Consider the following 20,435-nt stretch of genomic DNA (forward strand, 5'->3'; position numbering starts at 1 on the left):
GATATCCTGGTTGACAAAGGTGAACTTTCCCCCGAAGAGGCTGATCGCTGGCGCAAACTGTTACTACGCAAAGAGTTTGCCGACGATGCCCGGCATCAACTTGCCGACCGGATTGCCAATGTGCCGACGCGCAACGATGTCGAGCGTCTCCATGCCCAGATTGATGCCCTGGCCAGTACAGTTGAACAATTGCTACGTCGTCGTTGAACATCGACAGCCGGCTTGACAATGACCTGGTTCTCAGTTGGTGTATCCAACGTGATCGTTGGGTGATGCTGAATCGCTTCTGTCAGGCTGTTAACTATCACCGTATCGCCCTGGCAGGGCAAACAGTTCGTTGGCGCTGACCAAAACATCGCACGATCCCTGGCTCGCTGGTATACGTTATCGCAAAGAGGCTGGTTATGCAGCGTAGCAAGACAGCTCTGGTTCTTGCCGGTGGAGGTGTCGCCGGTGCCGCTTATGAAATTGGCGCCCTCTGTGCCATTGACCAGGTGCTTGAAGGTTTGTCAGTCAACGAGTTTGATATTTACGTGGGGACAAGCGCTGGGGCTTTGGTGAACGCCTGCCTGGCCAACAATATGTCACCGCGTACATTGATCAGTGTCCTTGAAAGCTCGTTGCTCGGTATTGATCAGCTTGAACCACATCACTTGTACCAGTTAAATGTGGTTGATATGCTGCGTCGGGTGATGCACTTACCTGGGGCGCTGGCTCAAACGTTACGGCGCTGGCTTCGTGAAGGTGGGGAAGCATCGCTTCTTGATTTGATTGAGACGCTGGCTGTTGGCTTACCTACCGGTATCTACGATTCGCGAGCGCTCGAGCGGTATCTGCGGCTGGCTTTTGAACAGCCCGGTCGCTCAAACCGTTTTGCCGATCTGGATCGCGAGTTGTTGATCATAGCGACCGATCTCGATTCTGGAGAACGGGCCGTTTTTGGCTTACCACCGCTCGAGCATGTGCCGATCTCGCTGGCAGTTTGCGCGTCAGCCGCTATTCCGATCTTTTATCAGCCAGTACGAATCGGCGAGCGTGATTATATCGATGGTGGCTTACGCGGTACGGCCAGTCTTGATGTAGCAATCGAGCGTGGTGCTGACCTGATCGTCTGTATTAATCCAATGGTGCCGTTTGATAATCGCCGCCATGCGCCGGGACAATCTATCAGCGAACAGGGTATTCAGCGGATTGGTAATCAGGTCTTCCGCACGTTCATTCACGCCGGTTTGCACTATCATATCAAGCAGGTGCGTCGTCGCCATCCTGAGGTGGATATTATTCTGATCGAACCGTCGCGCCGTGACCGAATCATGTTTGCCGAAAATACGATGCGTTTCCAGACCCGGATGACGATTGCGCGTCATGGTTTTGAAAGTGTGGCCCAGCAGTTGTGCGAACACTATCCCTATTACCGGGCAATGATGGCTCGTCATGGCATTCCCATCAGTGATGAACGGATCAGACAAGACCTCCGTAATTTGGAGGTGGCCGGCGATGATCCTCAGCTTGTACGCGCTGCGTTGGTGACCGGCGGTTTATTGCATCCTGCGCCGGCCGGTCTGGCATCGACGTTAGCCGAGCTTGATCGTTTGTTGTCGCGGCTTGAGGTTGCGCGCTAAGATGATCGTCTATATTGCATACCCCACTAGTTTGAATTTGCAGTCAGCTAATGCCCTGCAAACGTTTACCACGCTCCGCGAGCTGATAGCTCGCCGACCGGATACGCTGGCCCTGATTCCACGTTGGGGGTTTGAACCGAGTCGCTTCAGTGAATTGAATGTCGTGCATCTGCCACGACCGGCCATTGGCAAGCTCTCACGCTTCTACAAGAGTACACTGTTGTACTACCTTGAGCACTCAGTCTTTGCAGCGATGACCGCGATGCGGGTTGCGCCTCAACGTCATCAGGTTGAAGCTGTCTATATTCGTCAGCCGATCATTGCGGCCTGGTGGGCCGGTATCTTCGGCCCAAAGCTCGGAATACCGGTGATTTACGAAGTCCACGATTTTGAGTCACGGAATCCTTCGCGGGCGAAAGAGCGTTGGGCGCGTGGATTACTCGATCTGATTGATCGTACCGCACTATGTCGGGCAACTGCCGTCGTATCACTGACAAATGATTTCCGGTCCCTGTTGGCCCAGCTCGGATGGCGTGATCCGGCAGATGTTGCGGTTATTCCAGATGCTTACGATGAACGAATATTTACACCGCAAGATCGTGCTCAGTGTCGTGCCGAACTTGGTTTGTTACCCACCGTACCGGTCATCGCATACGCAGGCATGACCTTTGCTCATCGCTGGCTTGAGGGTCTTCTCGGTGCTTTACGGGCACTCAAGGCTACCCATCCGACGTTGTGCGGTCTGATACTCGGTGGGCGACCTGGTGAGCGAGCAGCCCTGATTGCACACGCAGTCAGTGAAGGATTACGGGTTGCTGAGACAACAGCGACGCCAGCCGATCTCTACGTGTTGCCGCCACGACCGCAGGCCGAGGTAGTGCGCTGTTTAGGCGCTGCCGATGTTCTTGTCATTCCCGATACCGTTACCGATGTAACAGCCTCGCCGTTGAAGTTGTTTGAATATCTGGCATTGGGTCTGCCGATTGTCATACCGGCGATTCCGGCGTTACACGAGATTGTACCACCACAGCTTGCCTATAGTTTCCCACGACGTGACCTGTCTGGTTTGCAGGCGGCACTCACCGCGGCTCTGAACGAAGGCGACCCGGCGCTGATAGCCGCACGGCGAGCAGTGGCTGCTGAACACACGTATGGCCGACGTGCAGAGCGGATCATTGCGCTGGTTGAGCGGGTGCGGTGAGGTGTGAGAGCTTGCGCAAAAATCCCGATGTCGCTCAGGTTCATACGTAACCCGAAGACCAGGGCAGGGCAACGTAAGGGTTATTCCTTACCCTACGAGCGCATCCTGATGTACAGGCGTAGCGGTGCTGCGCCCCGACCGATCTTCTGCTGCGACAGGATATGTCGGATAGGTTCTAAACCTGACTCTCGACCGGCGCTTGCCAGAGGTAAATACGGCCATCGTGGGTACCGGTAGCCAGGAGTTGACCATCGGGGCTGAAGCTCAGGCAACTGACGCCAGAGCTGTGTTCGAGGATAAGGGGGAGTGGCTGCGATTGATCTATCAACCAAAAACGAGCGCTCCGATCTTCACTTCCTGAAGCCAGCAATGGGATACGCGGGCTACACGCCAGACCGCGCACCGGTGCAGTGTGGCCTTGTAAGGTGTCAAGAGGCAGAAAATCTCGCACGCGCCAGAGGCGAATAGCGGTACCACTACAGGCGGCAATGATGGTACCGGCAGTATTAAAAGTGACGCTGTAAATGAATGTATTAAACCCCTCAATCGGTTTTAACCGCTGATGTGTCGCTGTTTGCCAGAGGTAGATAGCGCCATCGTAACAACCGGCAGCCAGCAATGAACTATCTGGTGAAAAACTCAGTGAATGAACAAAAGGACTGTTAAACAGGCCAATCGGCTCGATCTTCCCTTTTCGGATCTCGTACAGTGTAATCGCCATGCCCCAACCGCCAACCGCCAGATAACGACCGTCGGGACTGAAGCAGAGACTCTCGATAGAAGTGCCGGTTTGACGGATGATCTGTACAGACTGCCAGTCGGTAGTTGTCCAGATACGGACTGTCTCGTCGTCACTTCCGCTGGCAACCAGTGTTCCATCAGGACTGACAGCAACCGCACGCACAGTGCTCTCGTGGCCGCGCAGAGTTTGCGTTTGTTCACCGTGCGTTACATCCCAGACACTGATCGTATAATCATCGTGGCCGGCGATGATCGATTTGCCATCGGACGTAAATGCCAGGCTACGAACCTGGCTACCGGTTACCAGGCGGCGATACTGTGTTCCTACCGGCGTCGGTGATGTCGCACGTGACGGTGTTACTGGTGGGGTGATCGGTGACGCCTGCGATGGAGTTGGCACTGGTTCGGTTGGTGTTTCGGTCGTATCGGGAGGTACTGGCAATGGTTCTGAAGCGATAGGACGTACTGTTACCGGTGTTGCTGGTGTTACCGGTTTTCCGCGCAGTCGGTGCAAGGCTTCACGCATTTCACGGGCCGATTGCGGACGTTGATCGATCAGGGTAGCCATCCCTTGCTCGATCAACCGGGCTAATCCTTCTGGCACATGGGGCGCCAGACTGCGAATCGGCTGAAGGGGATCGGGCTGACCATGGATCAGCTTTGCCATCCGAGTCATCGCATCAGGTGGCAAAACGCCGGTTAGCAGATGGTACAATGTTGCCGAGAGCGAATAAATGTCGCTGCGCGGGTCTGGTTCGCCGTCGCGCATCTGTTCGTAAGGTGCATATGGTGGGGTAAAGCCGTAGACCTTTCGCGACCCTGAGCCGTCAATTCCGGCTACAACCGTCATTCCGCCGCGCGCTAGCCCAAAATCGAGCAAGATAATATCGTGGTTTGGGGTTAATTTCAGATTTTTTGGTTTAATATCTCGATGAATGACCGGTACCGGTCGTGTGTGCAAGTAGTGTAGCACGTCGAGGAGTTGATCGGCCCATTTTACTACCAAGGGTAAGACTTGCGGCGAGGCGAAACGACGACCGAGACGGGCCAGTTGATTGCCCAGGTCTTCGCCATGGATAAACTCCATAACTAAGAATTGACCTTGTGGTTCGATGAAATGATCAATGACCCGTGGTAATGCTTGATGGCGCAAGCGGGCCAGGATTTGAGCTTCGCGTTCAAATGCTTGTCGATATGCCTCATCGTGAAACAAGGTTTGTTTGATGGCAACATCGATGCGCAAGCGGAGGTCGCGCGCTCGATAGACCGCCCCCATACCTCCCTTGGCAATTTGGGATATGATGCGATAACGACCTTGTAAGACTGTTTCTGGTTCAATCATCGACAAATAGTTCCTACGCACATATAGTACAAGACTAGCACGTATTATAACAAAATGTAGGAGCAGCAGTGGGATACTACGCTGCTCCGAATAAAAGTTGAAAATACATTGAGATATACTACAGAACTCCGTATGCTTCGGCCAGGATTTCAATCGGGTGACGGGTTTCTACCCCGGTAGCACCACTGATTTGCCAGCGACAGGTTTCACTATCGCACAAAGCGAGGTTTTGACCACTGGCTTGTACAAAGTCAAAAAGTGGCTTCCCAACGTCCATTGCAATCTGATACTTTTCACGCTTCAAGCCGTATGTACCGGCGATACCGCAACAATCAGCCCGACTCTCATCAAGGTGCAAGCCTGGTACTAAACCTAATACATCGAGTACCGGACGGCCAATGCGATGGGCGCGTAACTGACATGGCGGGTGATACGGGAGGCGACGTTCAATCGAGCGGAAGTCGGTGCGTAATTCACCGCGCTCGTGAAGGTTACGCAAGAACTCGAAGATGTCATACGTACCGGCAGCCACTGCGCGAACATCATCACCGTGGAGACCGAGGAGTTCCGGAGCTTCCTCTTTCAGAGTGAGCGTACAACTGGTGCTGGTACCGACGATGGGTATACCGGCGCGAACGAATGGTAACAGTTGCGCAACGTTGTACTGGTGGTGCTTCTGCGCAGCCGGAAAATCGCCGTTGGAGAGTAAGGGCAGGCCACAGCAGCGCTGTGGTGGAATGATCACCTCAAACCCAAGATGTTCGAGCACGGCCACTGCCGCTTTACCAACGTGTGGTTCGTAGTAGTTTGTGCTGCAACCGTGGAAGTAGACCACTTTAGGGCGTCGACCGGCCACCGTTGATTTCCGACGTCGGAACCAGTGTTGGAACGTGTAGGTGCTTGCTTTTGGCAGTGGAGCGTGGCGGTGAATTCCCAGCACTTGTTCGATGAGCCAGCGTGCGGGCGCAAAGCTCAGCGTCAGATTGACGAGAGGCGCCTGTGGTCCACAACTCAGGCGCCCAACCAATCCAGAACGCGCAATGATTCGGTTACGAAGAGGCATCCCACGCTCGGCGACCATCTGCGCTCGAGCACGGGCATTAAGTTCAGCGATTCGCACACCGGTCGGACAGACCTGATTGCAAACCCGACATCCCGAACAGTAATCAACGGAGGCATCAGGAACCGGCTGCGCGGCATGACGAAAGCGTTGGGCTTGCGGCCCGACATATTTTGGGCCGGGGAAGGCGTCGGTTACGGCGGCCACGGGGCAGGCCGCAGTGCAGATGTTGCACTTAATACAGTGATCGAGCGATTGCGTGAGCGATAGCTCAATATGATCCATGGTGATTGTCCCTCTCGCAAATGGGCTGCTACTGCTGTCCGGCTGCCCAGCCGGTGGCAATTGCAACTCCTTCAAGGCATCCTTCGCGAACCGGATCAAAACCGGCGAGTGCGCTGCCAGCCACCATCACGTTTTCATATACTAAGCGACCGCTGGCATCGAGGGGGCGTAGTGACCGATCAACGCGCACACCACTCTGAAAGACAGGGTGACCTTGCTCAGCCAGAAAACGTGCTGCAAACCAGCCAGATCGGCTGTCGGGTGTCTGAAGGGGTAGGTCAAGAGCGGTTTCACGCAGGTGACCTTCCGGCGTGGCGCGAATGCCACCACCAAGAATGCCACCGGTTGCCAATACCCAGCGTCGGGCCGTATGACGTTGTTCACGGGCTGCCGCTTCACTGAACACAGCCACCAGCGTTTCCTTGAGGGGTTCTCCGCGTTGGACAAATCCACCCAACTGCATTCTACCACCAAGACTGAGCAATGCGTTTTCCAGAATGTGATATAACCGCATACCGGCGACAGAGGTTGGTAGTGTGGGAATCTCGAAGATCAGGGCACCCGCCCGATTCTGGAGGTCGCGTACCACCTCGGTAGGATGCTTCAAGCCCAGAATTGCTGGCATACCAATACGAGCATAGCCGCCCTTGCGCACGAATGCAGCAAGTTGTTCACCAACTCTGGCCCGAAAGTCTGGTTGGTCGAACATGCGTGCCAGGATGACCGGGCTGAAATCGTGTTGGCGACCAGTTGGTGGCAGGGCTAACAATGCTGCTTCGGCAGCAATCCCCTGAGCACGGAGATTGGCGGCAATAAGCGGTGGAAAAAAGTCACGGAGTACGCCAAAACTGGCGATCAGCGTTGGCCGACCATCGCGCAACTGACGGGCATCACCGTTTATCATTGTTGCAGGTGCAAAAGCAGTGGGGCGCAACGCGCCTAAAGCAGTAGGGAGCAGCAGATTTCGGTTGAAGTTGCCAACCATCGGGTAGCCAGCCGCTTCGCAGATAGCCCGGAATCGGGCAACGCCCTGCTCGATCATTGTCAGGCCAACCAGGGCATAGGGGTGGTGTGGACGCTGGTCGGTAAGTTGAATGATACCGGCGATAGGATCATCAACCTCGGCAAAGAGGTCGAGACAGCCGGTCGTCCAGTGCGTTGTCCCATGACCCTTGGCAAGCACCATCACCTTTTCACCGCGTTCGGCACGCCCGATTGCTGCCATCAAACCAGCCAGGCCAGCACCGATGACGATCGTATCATACATAGCAGCTCTCCTGGTGCCTTACGCCTGTACATATTCGGTTGCGATAGCCGGATGTTGGGTTACCAGACCACCCCCCGGTTCGGCCAGTGCCCGCAGACGTTGAATTCCCAGAACGCCATAATAGATCAATTCATCAAGGCGGGCCTGGCGTAACTGATCACCCCACAGGACTGGGGTAAGACCTTTCCAGCGTTCCTGGAGAAAATGCAGTATCGCTTCATTGGTATGAACGTGGCTCAGACCATCGGCACAGCGCCGTTCATACAAAATATTTGCCGTGCGATAGATACACCAGCCACCCTGACACGGCCCCATGCCCATCCGCACATCGCGTCGAATATCGTCGAGATTATGAGCGCCAGCATCGATTGCGGCCTGAATCCGATCACGGGTAACCAGTTCGCATTCACAGATCAGATCACCGGCGGCGTGTTGGCTCTCGACCAGTGCCAGTGGTTTTCCGAGCCAGTAGTGGGGAGTCTGCGCTGCCGGATCAGGTGAAACGGTTACAGTAGCGTGACGAGTGTGCTCAAACTTCGGGATCGGCAGCACTTCACTAGCAGTGCGACAGGGTTGGGTATTGCCTAACCGTCGTGCAATCTCATTCACCGTCTGCTCGGCCATCAGGCGATATGTTGTCCATTTACCACCAACAATCGAAAAGATACCGCTCACGCCGTCACGCTCTTCGTGATCGAGTAACTTGAACGTGCGAGGAATATCACGGTCGCTGGCGACATCTTTGTCTTTGTAAAGCGGACGGACACCAGCCCAGGCACGTAGCGCACGATATTGACGGAAGCCGGGAACGAGCTTCTCACCTTCATCGAGCATAAATTGAATCTCTTCTGGTTCAATCCCGAAGACATCAGGATCGGGAACGTGGACATCGGTCGTACCAATGACGGCTACTGTGTGAATGGGTACAATAATGTCACCATCGGATGGGAGTTTACAGCGGTTCACCACCGTGTTTACCATGCGGTGATTCATCGCCACCATTGTACCCTTGCCCGGTACGACCGTTACCGTTACGCCTGCCAGTGCTGCAATTTTGCCAGCCCAGGCCCCAGCCGCATTTAAGACATAAGCACAGTCGATTCGAATCCGTTCACCGCTACGCAGGTCTTCAACGACTGCTCCTACAACCCGGTCGCCAACCCGGATCAATTCGATCACATTGTGATAGGTACGAATGTCGGCGCCGTACTCGCGTGCGGCCAGCGCTACGGAATGGGTAGCGAGAAACGAATCGGCGGAAGCGTCGGGAACCTCAAAGACCCGTGAAATACGGGGATTGAGGAGTGGTTCACGACGCAGCATTTCGGCGACACTGATCTCTTGCACCGGCACACCGGTACGGTGGCAATTGGCGACGAAGACATCACCATAGCTTTCATCGTCCCACGGTGTGATGACAAAGAACCCAGATGTCTGCTCGATACAATGCGGCATAATGCGGCGCAAGATTGCATTTTCCTGCGCACATTCACGCGCCGATTGCGGGTCTTTGGTCACATAGCGCCCGCCCGAATGCAGAAGACCGTGATACCGGCCAGTTGTGCCATGGGTCAAATCTCCCTTTTCGACCAGCACGCAACGGATTCCACGCATTGCGAGGTCGAGCGCGCAGCCTGTGCCGGTTGCGCCGCCGCCAATCACTAATACATCGGTAGAGATGGTTTGCATCATAAGCTCCTAATCGTCAGCAAGACCGGCAGGGTACAGATTCCCGCCGGTCTTGCTACCATTGTATGCGTACAGGAAAGCGGGTTACTCTACCCAATCGAAGGTGCGGGTGACCGCCTTCTTCCAACCTCGGTAGAGTCGCTCGCGGGTTGCCTCGTCCATCTGCGGCGTCCACGTATGATCGACACCCCAGTTAGCGCGCATCTCATCGGTATTCGACCAGAAGCCAACTGCCAGGCCAGCGGCATACGCAGCACCAAGCGACGTTGTTTCGGCAACCTTCGGCCGAATAACCGGCACTCCCAGGATGTCAGCCTGGAACTGCATTAGGGTATTATTGTACACCATACCACCATCGACCTTCAATGCGGTCAGTTTCACACCCGAATCCTGTTCCATCGCGTCGAGAACTTCGCGGGTTTGGTACGCAGTCGCTTCAAGTACCGCACGGGCAATGTGACCTTTATTGACATACCGCGTCAGGCCGACGATTACCCCACGTGCATCGGAACGCCAGTACGGGGCGAAGAGACCAGAGAAGGCCGGGACGAAATAGATGCCACCGTTGTCCTCAACCAGATTAGCAAGCGACTCGACCTCAGCCGACGAGGTGATCAGGCCGAGATTGTCGCGCAGCCACTGTACCAATGCACCGGTGATAGCGATAGAGCCTTCAAGAGCATAAACGGCAGGCTGATCACCGAACTTATAGCAAACGGTTGTCAACAGACCGCTCTTCGAGGGAACGAGTTTGGTACCGGTATTGAGCAGCATAAACGATCCGGTGCCGTAGGTGTTCTTCGCCTCACCGACATCAAAGCAGGTCTGACCAACCATTGCTGCTTGTTGGTCGCCCAGAATACCGGCTACCGGTACCCCGGCCAGCTCGCCGGTAGCAGTGCCGTAGACCATACTTGACGGCATAATCTTGGGCAGCATCTGCCGTGGAATACCCATAATGCCGAGTATCTCATCGTCCCAATCAAGGGTTTCGAGATTCATCAGCATCGTGCGCGAAGCGTTCGTGACATCGGTGACATGAACGCCACCATTGGGGCCACCGGTCAGCCACCAGGTCAAGAAGGTATCGATATTGCCAAAGATCACATCACCAGCTTCAGCGGCTTCGCGTGCACCGGGAACATTGTCGAGAATCCAGCGGATCTTAGGACCAGAGAAGTAGGTTGCCAGGGGAAGGCCAACCTTGGGCCGGAAGCGATCCTGTCCACCGTCGGCTGCCAATTCATTACAAATCTGATCGGTGCGCGTATCTTGCCAGACAATCGCATTGTAGACTGGTCGTCCGGTGTTGCGGTTCCAGACCACCGTCGTCTCACGTTGATTGGTAATCCCAACAGCGACGATGTCGTTCGCGCTGAGGCCACCTTTGCTCAATGCACTGCGGATCACACTTTGAGTACGTTCCCAAATCTCATCAGGGCTATGCTCTACCCAGCCGGGTCGGGGATAGATCTGTTCGTGTTCTTTCTGGTCGTAGCAAATGACATTGCCACTGTGGTCAAAAATCATACAGCGGGTGCTAGTTGTTCCCTGATCGATTGCGGCGGCATACTTTGCCATAATTCATGACTCCTTTGTCTACCTGTGCGGCATACGGGACACATTAACCTTGTGCTGCACGCTCAATGGTCTCGAGCAGCGCCTGGGCCATCAGATAAGCCGAGGCAGCACCAGGATCACGATGACCAATTGAACGTTCACCGAGGTACGATGCACGTCCTTTGGTTGCTAGCATTGGTTCAGTCGCAATCATACCCTGTTCGCATGCAGCGACAGCGGCACGCATTGCAACCAACAGATCACCGCTCGCTGCATACTGCTCTTTCAGCGTATCGATTGCTGGTGCAATCGCATCGATCATCGTCTTTTCACCGCGAGTCGCTTTCCCACGAGTTTGAATGCCATCAAGCGCAGCGCTCAGTGCAGCAATCAGTTCTTCAGCGCCAATCGTCGCTCGATCCCCAATAGCTGTTCCTGCGCGCAGGAAGGCTGTGCCATACAGTGGCCCACTGGCGCCACCAACGGTGGAAATCAGTGTCATGCCGGTCAGTTTCAGTAGACCACTAATGCTCCGGTCGGTTGCAGTTGGCAGCTTGCTCATCACTGTACTGAAACCACGATCAAGATTGACACCGTGGTCGGCATCACCGATTGCGGCATCGAGCTTGGTTAAATAGTCACGCTGCTCTTTAACCCGTTCAGCGACCAATTGGAGAAAACGTATCACATGATCGGCGGTGATCTGCATAGTTCCTCTGCGTGCGATCTGGTAGCGGGGCAATTTGCCCCGCTATACATACTGATACCTTACATTCCCCAGCGTAGCGCCGGCGTATGGACCGGAGCGTCCCAGAGTTTAATCATCTCATCGTCAAGACGGAGCAGGGTAAAGCTCACACCTGCCATTTCGAGTGACGTGATGTAGCTGCCGACGAGCGAGCGAGCAATGGTAATGTTCCGATCCTTCAAGATACGGGCAAGTTCATTATACATCACGTACAACTCGATCAGTGGTGTACCACCCATGCCATTGACGAAGGCCAGTACAGCATCACCACTCTTGAAGGGCAGGTCTTCAAGAATAGGACCAGCAAGCATCTCGGCAATATCACGCGCCGGCGCCAACTTCTCGCGGCGTCGGCCGGGTTCGCCATGGATGCCGATACCAACCTCCATCTCGTCTTCGGCTAGCTCAAAGCCCGGTTTACCAGCCTGGGGTACGGTGCAGGGGGTCAGAGCCATCCCCATGCTGCGACCGTTCGCGTTGACTCGCTCGGCAATTGCTTTGCACGTCGCCAGATCAGCACCAGCTTCTGCCGCAGCACCGACGATCTTCTCGAGCAGCACGGTCACTCCTACCCCGCGCCGACCGGCTGTCCAGGTGCTATTTTCAACTGCCACATCGTCGTTGGTAATCACACTGGCAACCTCAATACCTTCGGCGGCAGCCAGTTCCGCCGCCATCTCGAAGTTCATCACATCACCAGTATAGTTCTTGACGACGTGCAATACACCTTTCCCAGCGTTGACAGCCTTGGTTGCGGCGAGCATCTGATCCGGTACCGGTGAGGTGAAGACGGCACCCGGACAGGCAGCGTCGAGCATCCCATAGCCGACGAAGCCGCCATGCATCGGTTCGTGACCAGAGCCACCTCCAGAGATAACGCCGACCTTATTGTGTGGTGCACCGACGCGCACGATGTAGTCAGGATCGAAGTGCACCTGGATCAGATCGGCATGGGCAATTGCCATTCCGGCCAGTGCCTCCTTGACGACATTCTCTGGAGCGTTAATCAACTTCTTCACAGGCTTCCTCCCTTGAAGTGATAATGTTAACCGTTCAGCGTGATGCGCAACAGTATCTCACATACCGAGCACATTTGCCAATAAGGCGGCAATTGCACCACCGATAAGCGGGCCAACGACCGGTATCCACGAATACCCCCAGTTGCTGTCGCCCTTTCCGGCGATAGGTAACACAAAGTGCGCAATTCGCGGACCGAGATCACGTGCCGGATTGATCGCGTAGCCGGTTGGACCACCGAGCGAGAGGCCGATACCCCACACTAGCGCTGCGACGAGATATGGACCCAGACCGCTTGCCGGGTTGCCACCAGCAGCACCGTTTTTGCTGAAGATAGCGAAGATGATGAATACCAGCGCGAAGGTACCGATGACTTCAGTAATGATGTTGTTGACCGGATTGCTGATTGCCGGGCCGGTGCTGAAACAAGCCAGTTTGAGGCCAGGGTCTTTCGTTACTTCCCAATGTGAGAGATATGTAAGCCAAACCAGGGTGGCGCCAATAAAGGCACCGATAAATTGCGCCACAATGTGCATCACGGCAGTTCCGAAGTCGTAGCCCCCGCGAATCAGGACAGCCACGGTGACGGCTGGATTAAGATCAGCCCCAGGGCTACCCAAGGCTGCTGCTGTAAAGACACCACACATCACTGCAAATGCCCAACCTGTGGTAATCACGATCCAGCCACCACCGTTGCCCTTCGATTGCGTCAGCAATACGTTCGCCACGACACCGTTGCCAAACAGGATCAGTACCATGGTACCAAAAACTTCGCCCAGAAAGGACGCAGGCATAGAGGGTCTCCTCCTTGCAATACAAAACAGCCAGAACCAGTTCCCAACGAATCACCTTTGATCCAGCGTTCAAGCAGAGAACGTGATGCGCGCCAATTGTTACGCGACCGTGTCCCGTCGCGTTGTACGCTGCTCGTGGCGTACCGGCGCATCTGAACTGGGCGTACACGCCGTCTAACGGGTAGCAATCGGCGACCCGCCCTGCGCACCTCCTTTCCTGTCACAATTTATGACAACACGATGCATTGCACCGTGCAATGCGCGATCCGGATGGGTTTGCTGGCTAAAAATATATTTTGTAAGGTTTTGTGGGGCATACACGAGTGTTGGGAAATCGCCCCTCTTCATTGAGTTGCTGCACGAATATGGTAACAAATGTGGAACAGGAGCGTCAAGCTATGGCTATGCCAGGTACTGAACAAAAGTGTTTCAATATTGCAACATTGGTTGATGAGGTTTACCAGTCCTAGCAGTGGTTAAGTGAGGAGAGGGACGAGAAGAGAAGAAGAGCGAGTGGGAGGGGCATCTTCATCAGCAGGGGCGAGTTCTTCGCTTTTCTTATGGCGAGCCACGGGGCGATGGTGTGCGGCTGAGATGGGCACGGTGCAGGCTGCGCGCCGGAGGCTCGCACTCCCAGGCGACTGTAGGCTGCGCGCCGGAGGCTCGCGCTCCCAGGCGACGGTGGTTATGACACCAAACGATGAAAATTCAGAAAATCTCTAGTGATGCATCCGTCCGGTATCAGTTCGTTGGCGCCGTCGTGATGATGATCGTATCTTTTTCCCTCACAAACAGTTCAGGCAACCCACTCCCCGGCGTGGCAATAATTGCTGGCGGTGTCTGAAAGTGACCGGCGGTTGTTGTTCTGGCAGTAACGGTCAACCGATATACACCGGGGGTTAGATTGACGCCACCGAATCGAACCGTGCGCCGTTCACGCTCAATTAGAGAATAAGCGAGCGTTGCGCCGCTATCTACCTGGATTGGGGTTAACCCCGCTGGTAGCGGAATGGTGACATCGAGGCGAAGAAAAGGTTCTTTGACGATCAGAATGAGATCGACCTGAACAGGTTGATCGATGGTCAGTGGATTGATACTCTGGTGATACCTGAGCTGTGCCTGTATTGCTTCGATTTGGGGATGCTCAGCGGTTGCACGGCGAATAGCGATGAGTGCTGGCCCATTGGTTGGCTCAATGCGCAATGTTCCCCCTCGTAATCGCCAGCGTTCTACATTAGTCAGGGTTTGGGCTTCGGTCAGCCGGTCGTTGTTATGCCATACCGTAACCTCTGCACCATTTGCTGAGAGCATTGGACCCAGTGCCAGCGCTACACGCGCCGCTTCGTATGGTGTCGGCCAGCCCTCACCTTGCCAGCGTCGCAAGAGAGCAGTACGCCAGGTCGTGAGTTTGGGAGCGGTTGGTTGTTCTTCGGCTAATGCCTGAATGATACTTGCACTTACGGCCAGCGCGCTGGCAGGCATTCCTTCGGCTCCTGCCCACGGTAGGCCACTGCCGGCGGTGGTCCAGAATTGAGCCAGGAGTTGGTTTCTGTATTGGCGGAGCCGTAATGCGGTAAAAGCACGTGCGGTTGGTGTCAGATTGTCGGATGCCGGTTCCTGATGGTCGTTGATACCGTGTTTTGCCAGCACATAATCGATGTATGATTGCACATCGAGGGGAAGGGCTGATCGTTCGCGTTGCAGATAACGTATCGCAGATTCGCCTGGCAGTGGGTTCTGTCCATCGCGGCGGTCAATCTTGGCAATTGCTTCGAGCACAAAAGCGGTGATAAACGGATCAGATGGATGATCTGGCCACCATCCCCAACCACCATCAGGATTGCGAAGGGTACGTAATTGACGCAATGAACCATCAATGGCTGTCTGCCAATACTCGACTTCAGTTGTTGTTGAAGCAGTACGTTGTAGTTCGTTACCAATAATGATTGCCGCAGCCAGACTTTCGGCAGTGGGCGCCGTGGTCTGAAACAGGCGTTGTGCCTGGTCGGCCAGCGCAGATCGGGCATTAGCGGCGATGATAATCTCGTGCTCGTCATCTGCCAGACTCAGTTCGAGCGAATCGTTAACCAAACGGGTTTGGGTCGTTTGAGGCAAAAATGACTCGCGGATGACCGGTATCGCGTATTCAATCGGTGGTAAGGGTGCAGTGTCTATCACCTCGTAACGCAGACCGATAAGCGCGACATCGGGTTGTGGTTGTATGTTCCAATGGATAGGCATGACAGTATGCTCCGGTATCGTAACGATTTGTTCGATTGGATCAAGCAGGATGCCGCCACTTACCCAGAGACGAGTGCGTACCGTACGCGCCTCGCGGTCGATATTGCGCAAGATAAGCGTGGCAACGGCAGTGTCATTTGTACGGAGCGGCGGTAAAGGAGTAGCAATTGCTTCAACTGACTGAATGGTATCAATCAGGGTACTGGTTGCTGTCGCAAAACCACGATCATCGATCGCAATCACATTAAGGTACCAGCGTCCCGGTTGCTGCGGGAGACGAACCGAGATTCGGTGTTGCTGATCGGTCGACTCAGGAGTTGCTGGCAGGATAATGCCAGAGAGTCCTTGCCGGAATGATGAGGAACTGGTGAGCGGGCGATTCCAATCATCGAGATTAATCGTCGGTGCATGAATGGGTGTCAGCACCACAAACAGATTTGCCGTTGATGCGGTAGTGGTCAGGGTAAGAGTTGAGCCTGGCAGTACTTCTCGTTGCGACAATGCGATCTGTGGTGGTGATGGTGGATTAATGTACAGGCTCACCGTACTTGTCCACAGATTCACCCCGTCGTCAATCAGTGCGGTAATGGTTGTTAGCGGTGGGAGATCATCGGTGATCGGAAGCAACATCATGTTACCGGCTTGTGCTCTGGTCAGCGCGATACGGGCTGTTTCACCCTGGCCGACAATAAGCAGAAGGGTACCACTGGTCGGTCCGTTTACAAGCAGACGAGCCGTATCACCAACTGAATAGGCGGTGCGGTCGGGAATCAGCCAGGGTTCACTACTGGCAATTCCAGAACCTGCTACCCACAACTGCCGACGACTCACACTCGATCCAGAACGGGCGCTCAGCTCGTAGCGTCCGGGGAGGAGCGGGACCAGTGCGGTCGTTGCCTGACCATTCTGGTCGGTACGTACCCGTCGCATAATTAGTGGTGGATCACCAATCTGACGCCGAACTTCCAGCTCTATCAGCGTATTGGACAGAGGTTGACCTTCAGCGTTCTGCAAAGTAAACGTAATTTTTGCCCGTTCGTTTTGCGCAATGACGGTTGGTGCATCAATAGACAACCGCGGGCTGCGCGGATGAATGATTCCACTTGTGTTTTGCTGGAGTTGCTCGCCGTCGGGTAACTGTGCAGTCAGGTGGAGCTCGTACCGGAGTGGACGGATCAGGTTTTCATCTGCTGGCAGATTAATTTGGACTCGGCCACTCTGATCGGTCGTTGCACTTGATGAGGTTTCACTCGCTGATCCCAGCACTTCACCAGCTATGCCATCAAGTTCAACGATGGATAGGGTTTCGAGTCGCAGGTTCCAGCTTATCACCGCACCACTGATTGGCAGGTTGGCACGGGTGACATCAACCGCGAGACCGGTGGGACGGGTTGGCGTTACGTGGACGGTGGCACCGGTAGTCGGGATAGTAACTCTGATCGGTATCTGATAGATGGTGTCACTGATGGCGACCTGTACGATGTATGTTCCCGGTGCGGTGCGCGCATCGAGCCGCAGACTACCGTTGAGGATACCTTTATCGGATATCGTGCAGGTAACGGCAGTGGCATCGCCAATCACAGTTGCGCCATCGAGTTTGAGTCGACACGCTCTTATACTGGGTAGCGTTAATCGGCCATCTGCCTGTTGTTCGCGAACAATGCCGTTGACGCGCACGATACTACCTGGTCGGTAGCTCAATCGATCGACAGCAAGCAGTGCTTTAACGGGTGGCGTAAGCGTGCCGGGAAGCTGAATACTGCTCAGGGTAATACCGTCGCCTTCGGCTACCGCTACCAGAGTACGACCAGCGCTGCTGCCGGTGAACGTACTCAAACTGGTGAGCGGTACACGCCAGAGACCCTGTTCGTTGCTTTTGCCACTGGCAAGCATTGTTTCGTCGAGATAGATAGTCAATGGGATGTCGTTTACCGGTGCGCCACTTCCACTCTTTGTCACCCATAGCAAGAGTTCATTGGCGTTTGGCAGCACGGTCAGACGCATTGACGAGATGAGCAAGAGCCGATCAACCCGTAATCCACTATCAGTAGTAAGCCGTAAATAGTAGGCGCCGGCGGGTAATAATTCGCCGCTACTGTTTGCGGTAATGGTAAAGACACTGCGTACCAGACTGTCAGGTGGATCGTTCAAGGTTTCACGCCAGACCCGCACCGGCGTTTGTCCATACCGTTCTGGTACAAAACGCGGCCATTCTTCTGGGCGCAGGGAGAGCGCTCGGATCAGGGTTGTTGTGTCAAGCTGATAGAGATACGCCTGAAACGCTCGCAGATTTGTGCGTTCAACGACAATTGCCGGCGAAGCATTGGCTGGAAAGCGTTGCAAGACATCACCGGAGACCCGTAATAGTGGTGGATTGCTGGCTGTTCGTACTGTTAACGATACTGGCATGCGTAACGGGACTCCGCTGCGATCACGAACACCGGCTGCAATCGTAATGGTATAGGTCGTTGCCGCCTGGATTACCGGCTGTAAACTTACCCGATTTTCCTCAACAGTTAGTTTAAACTCGTCTACCGGTGGCTCAAAGCTGAGCCCGGCCCGCAGTTCCGATTCGTCCATCGGTGTGCTAAACAGCAGACGAATCTCTTGATCGGGCATCAGAACCTGACCTTGACCTGGAAATGAGGCCAGTAATGTTGGTTCTGGCTCGACATAAAAGCGCCAACTCTGGAGCAGACGGGTTGTATTCGGGATGCGAAGCTGAACCTGGTAGGTCTGCCCGGGCACCCAGCCGGTGTACGGTGTAAAGGTAACCGTGTATCGGTTATTCGTTGTGGCGCTGGTGAAACTACCACTGATTGATGGCGTAATATCGAGCGCCGTGCTGAGCAGACGAGTATCAATAGGAGCATCGAACACCAACACCAATGGCTGTTGCGGGTTTACCCAACGCGCTTCCGGCGGAGGTGTCTGTTCAATCAGGTTCGGCCAGGGTGTAGTGAATTGCCAGTGGAATGACTGTCCTAATTCGATACCCTGTGCATTGCTGAAGGTACTGTCTACTGTGAGAGTATATGTTGAAGCTGCGGTAAACGCGATGGTCGGCTGAAGCAGCAGCGTTCGTTGATCAAGCCATTGACCGCGCAGTGGCCAGGGTGGAGAGATGCGCACTGGTTGGAGAGAAACCGGTTGTTCGATAGCATCAGCAGAAATCATTGGTTGACTAAAGATGAGCACGATCGGTGCATCGAGTCGGCGTGGGGCGAGGGCAGTTTGAATCGTTGGTTGGGCTGCGGTAACAAATGATACATCGAGCGGCTGTGCCAACGGTCGCCACCACCGGCTCTGAGCAGTAGAAAAAACTTGTACCCGGTAAGTAGTGGCCGGTTGGAGTGCCTGATTGGGAATAATGCGCAACACGCGCATATCTTCCGACCATTGATATGAGCTATCTAGTGGCGGATCAATACGGAGTGAGCGCACGACCGTGAACGGATTCATCGGTGTGCTGAACACGAGTGTTATCGTACTGCGCGGATGTACCGCACTGCTCTGCGGCAACGGATCACGCAGTTGAACTGTTGGGGTTTCAACCCATGGGGACAACGGCGCTAGCCAGCGTATGACCAGGCCACCTAGTAATGTGATCACCACCCCACTCAGGAGGATCATCCAGAGATGGGCTAGCGCACGAATCCTTCGCTGAATGCTTGCTCTCATGCGAAGTAGAACCTGGATAAAATATGCTCACTCGTGATGCTGCATAGTGCTCAGTATACCATTGCCGCTTCCAGAATGCGGTCGCGATGGCGATCCATCCACTCAGCCAGCCACTGTCCCTGTCCTAGTAATTCAAGGTGATATTCAGGTTCGGCGTCTGGCGTGCTGAGCGTTCGGCGCAAATTTCCCTGTAGCCAGATGACTTCGAGTATCGCCGGTAGTGCCTGAGCTTCGGTGCGCGATAGCGGAACAACTGCATTATAGGCTTTGAGAAAGAGCCGTACTCGTTCGAGATCGAGTGGCGCCCGGTACACTCCCCACATTGGCCAGTTGGGGGGCGGCGAACCGATCGCCATATCGACCAGTGCATCGGCAATATCGACCAGGCGTGCATCAATACCAATCTGGTCATAATCGATTAAGGCCGCTACTGCATCACCGCGAAAGATGATATTATCGCGATGCATGTCGCCGTGGATCAGCAGATGTGGTAAAGATTCGTAGGTCTCATCGCTCAACTGATGGCATAACTCGGCAATTCGTCGCTCGTACCAGTGCAGTGGGAGCGTTAAATCACCGAGTATGTCACGAGTGATCAAGCGTTCGGTCAGTCCACGTAAGCTGGATGGTAAATAACGCGGTGCTGATGGTGGTGGTGGTTCGGGAAAATCGGTAACAGCCCGATGATAACTACTCAGGACCCGACCAACATCGCTCAGTTGTCGTGGACGAGCGGGATCGAACTCATCGCCGACGATGAATATGCTAAGCTCGTAGACTTGTTCATCGATGATCACCATTGTTTCGCCATTCCTGGTTGGCAGGACACGTGGTGCGGGAAAGCCTCGTTGTCGGAGCCATTCGAGTAGGCGGTGACGTAGTTTGATCGTTTGCAAGCCACTGAAGCGCCGGTTACGACGGAGCACAAAGCGTCCGAAGCTGGTCTCAACAATCGCTGTTTCATTGATCATACCGTGACCAGCGGCGCGGCTCGACCGTAGCTCGCCGACATCGTAGTGTGCCAGTACGCGGGCAATATCTTCATGAGTCAGCATCTAGCTCCCTCATCGTCAGCTTCCTCCTGTATTGTACCATCGCGAGGATCAGTGACATACAGATGTAGGTGTAGACGAATGAGACGCCAGGAAGAACTATTTACCAGGTTTCGTTGGTGTCTATCCGAAATA

At 54.6% G+C, this 20,435-nt stretch carries 12 protein-coding genes and 1 pseudogene; 3 read left to right on the forward strand and 10 right to left on the reverse strand.

Annotated elements, in window-relative coordinates; translation table 11 throughout:
• The 3 genes and pseudogenes from JE47_RS0111270 to JE47_RS0111280 all read left to right on the forward strand — a co-directional run.
• Positions 1–207, forward strand: a pseudogene (locus tag JE47_RS0111270) (polyhydroxyalkanoate synthesis regulator DNA-binding domain-containing protein); the annotation flags it as partial.
• A 197-nt stretch (positions 208–404) separates the two neighbouring features.
• Positions 405–1,622 carry a patatin-like phospholipase family protein gene (locus JE47_RS0111275; protein ID WP_031459858.1) on the forward strand — a complete coding sequence of 406 codons (1,218 nt, stop codon included), beginning with the start codon at positions 405–407 and terminating at the stop codon, positions 1,620–1,622.
• Between the two features lies 1 nt (position 1,623).
• Complete coding sequence (locus tag JE47_RS0111280; protein WP_031459859.1) at positions 1,624–2,823, forward strand: glycosyltransferase; 1,200 nt, start codon at positions 1,624–1,626, stop codon at positions 2,821–2,823.
• Between the two features lie 175 nt (positions 2,824–2,998).
• Here JE47_RS0111280 and JE47_RS0111285 read toward each other — a convergent pair whose 3' ends face one another.
• From JE47_RS0111285 to JE47_RS0111330, 10 genes are all read right to left on the reverse strand, one after another.
• Positions 2,999–4,906: a serine/threonine-protein kinase gene (locus tag JE47_RS0111285; protein WP_031459860.1), complete on the reverse strand. Its 1,908-nt coding sequence runs from the start codon at positions 4,904–4,906 to the stop codon at positions 2,999–3,001.
• Positions 4,907–5,024: 118 nt separating this feature from the next.
• Positions 5,025–6,251 carry an anaerobic glycerol-3-phosphate dehydrogenase subunit C gene (locus JE47_RS0111290; RefSeq protein ID WP_031459861.1) on the reverse strand — a complete coding sequence of 409 codons (1,227 nt, stop codon included), beginning with the start codon at positions 6,249–6,251 and terminating at the stop codon, positions 5,025–5,027.
• A gap of 28 nt (positions 6,252–6,279) precedes the next feature.
• On the reverse strand, positions 6,280–7,518 hold the full coding sequence (glpB, locus tag JE47_RS0111295; protein ID WP_031459862.1) for a glycerol-3-phosphate dehydrogenase subunit GlpB: 1,239 nt from the start codon (positions 7,516–7,518) through the stop codon (positions 6,280–6,282).
• An 18-nt stretch (positions 7,519–7,536) separates the two neighbouring features.
• Entirely contained in the window at positions 7,537–9,207 is a 1,671-nt protein-coding gene (gene glpA / locus JE47_RS0111300) for an anaerobic glycerol-3-phosphate dehydrogenase subunit GlpA (protein WP_031459863.1), read from the reverse strand.
• 84 nt (positions 9,208–9,291) lie between these two features.
• Complete coding sequence (glpK, locus tag JE47_RS0111305; RefSeq protein WP_031459864.1) at positions 9,292–10,788, reverse strand: glycerol kinase GlpK; 1,497 nt, start codon at positions 10,786–10,788, stop codon at positions 9,292–9,294.
• A 43-nt stretch (positions 10,789–10,831) separates the two neighbouring features.
• A complete protein-coding gene (dhaL, locus tag JE47_RS0111310) occupies positions 10,832–11,476 on the reverse strand; it encodes a dihydroxyacetone kinase subunit DhaL (protein ID WP_031459865.1) in 645 nt (214 codons plus the stop codon).
• A 59-nt stretch (positions 11,477–11,535) separates the two neighbouring features.
• Positions 11,536–12,534 carry a dihydroxyacetone kinase subunit DhaK gene (gene dhaK, locus JE47_RS0111315; RefSeq protein WP_028456952.1) on the reverse strand — a complete coding sequence of 333 codons (999 nt, stop codon included), beginning with the start codon at positions 12,532–12,534 and terminating at the stop codon, positions 11,536–11,538.
• Between the two features lie 57 nt (positions 12,535–12,591).
• Positions 12,592–13,326: an MIP/aquaporin family protein gene (locus JE47_RS0111320; protein WP_031459866.1), complete on the reverse strand. Its 735-nt coding sequence runs from the start codon at positions 13,324–13,326 to the stop codon at positions 12,592–12,594.
• A 741-nt stretch (positions 13,327–14,067) separates the two neighbouring features.
• Positions 14,068–19,248 (reverse strand): Ig-like domain-containing alpha-2-macroglobulin family protein, encoded by a 5,181-nt coding sequence (locus tag JE47_RS0111325; RefSeq protein ID WP_031459867.1) that lies wholly within the window; start codon positions 19,246–19,248, stop codon positions 14,068–14,070.
• A 50-nt stretch (positions 19,249–19,298) separates the two neighbouring features.
• Entirely contained in the window at positions 19,299–20,303 is a 1,005-nt protein-coding gene (locus JE47_RS0111330) for a homoserine kinase (RefSeq protein ID WP_031459868.1), read from the reverse strand.
• Positions 20,304–20,435: the final 132 nt, after the last annotated feature.

The sequence above is a fragment of the Chloroflexus sp. MS-G genome (genome assembly GCF_000735195.1).
Taxonomy (GTDB): Bacteria; Chloroflexota; Chloroflexia; order Chloroflexales; family Chloroflexaceae; genus Chloroflexus.

What these genes read in the sequence shown, in the direction of transcription:
- JE47_RS0111280 (WP_031459859.1), top strand. Translation starts at nt 1,624, where the DNA reads ATGATCGTCTATATTGCATACCCCACTAGTTTGAATTTGCAGTCAGCT.
- glpA (WP_031459863.1), bottom strand. Translation starts at nt 9,207, where the DNA reads ATGCAAACCATCTCTACCGATGTATTAGTGATTGGCGGCGGCGCAACC.
- JE47_RS0111290 (WP_031459861.1), bottom strand. Translation starts at nt 6,251, where the DNA reads ATGGATCATATTGAGCTATCGCTCACGCAATCGCTCGATCACTGTATT.
- JE47_RS0111320 (WP_031459866.1), bottom strand. Translation starts at nt 13,326, where the DNA reads ATGCCTGCGTCCTTTCTGGGCGAAGTTTTTGGTACCATGGTACTGATC.
- JE47_RS0111330 (WP_031459868.1), bottom strand. Translation starts at nt 20,303, where the DNA reads ATGCTGACTCATGAAGATATTGCCCGCGTACTGGCACACTACGATGTC.
- JE47_RS0111325 (WP_031459867.1), bottom strand. Translation starts at nt 19,248, where the DNA reads ATGAGAGCAAGCATTCAGCGAAGGATTCGTGCGCTAGCCCATCTCTGG.
- dhaL (WP_031459865.1), bottom strand. Translation starts at nt 11,476, where the DNA reads ATGCAGATCACCGCCGATCATGTGATACGTTTTCTCCAATTGGTCGCT.
- glpB (WP_031459862.1), bottom strand. Translation starts at nt 7,518, where the DNA reads ATGTATGATACGATCGTCATCGGTGCTGGCCTGGCTGGTTTGATGGCA.
- JE47_RS0111285 (WP_031459860.1), bottom strand. Translation starts at nt 4,906, where the DNA reads ATGATTGAACCAGAAACAGTCTTACAAGGTCGTTATCGCATCATATCC.
- glpK (WP_031459864.1), bottom strand. Translation starts at nt 10,788, where the DNA reads ATGGCAAAGTATGCCGCCGCAATCGATCAGGGAACAACTAGCACCCGC.
- JE47_RS0111275 (WP_031459858.1), top strand. Translation starts at nt 405, where the DNA reads ATGCAGCGTAGCAAGACAGCTCTGGTTCTTGCCGGTGGAGGTGTCGCC.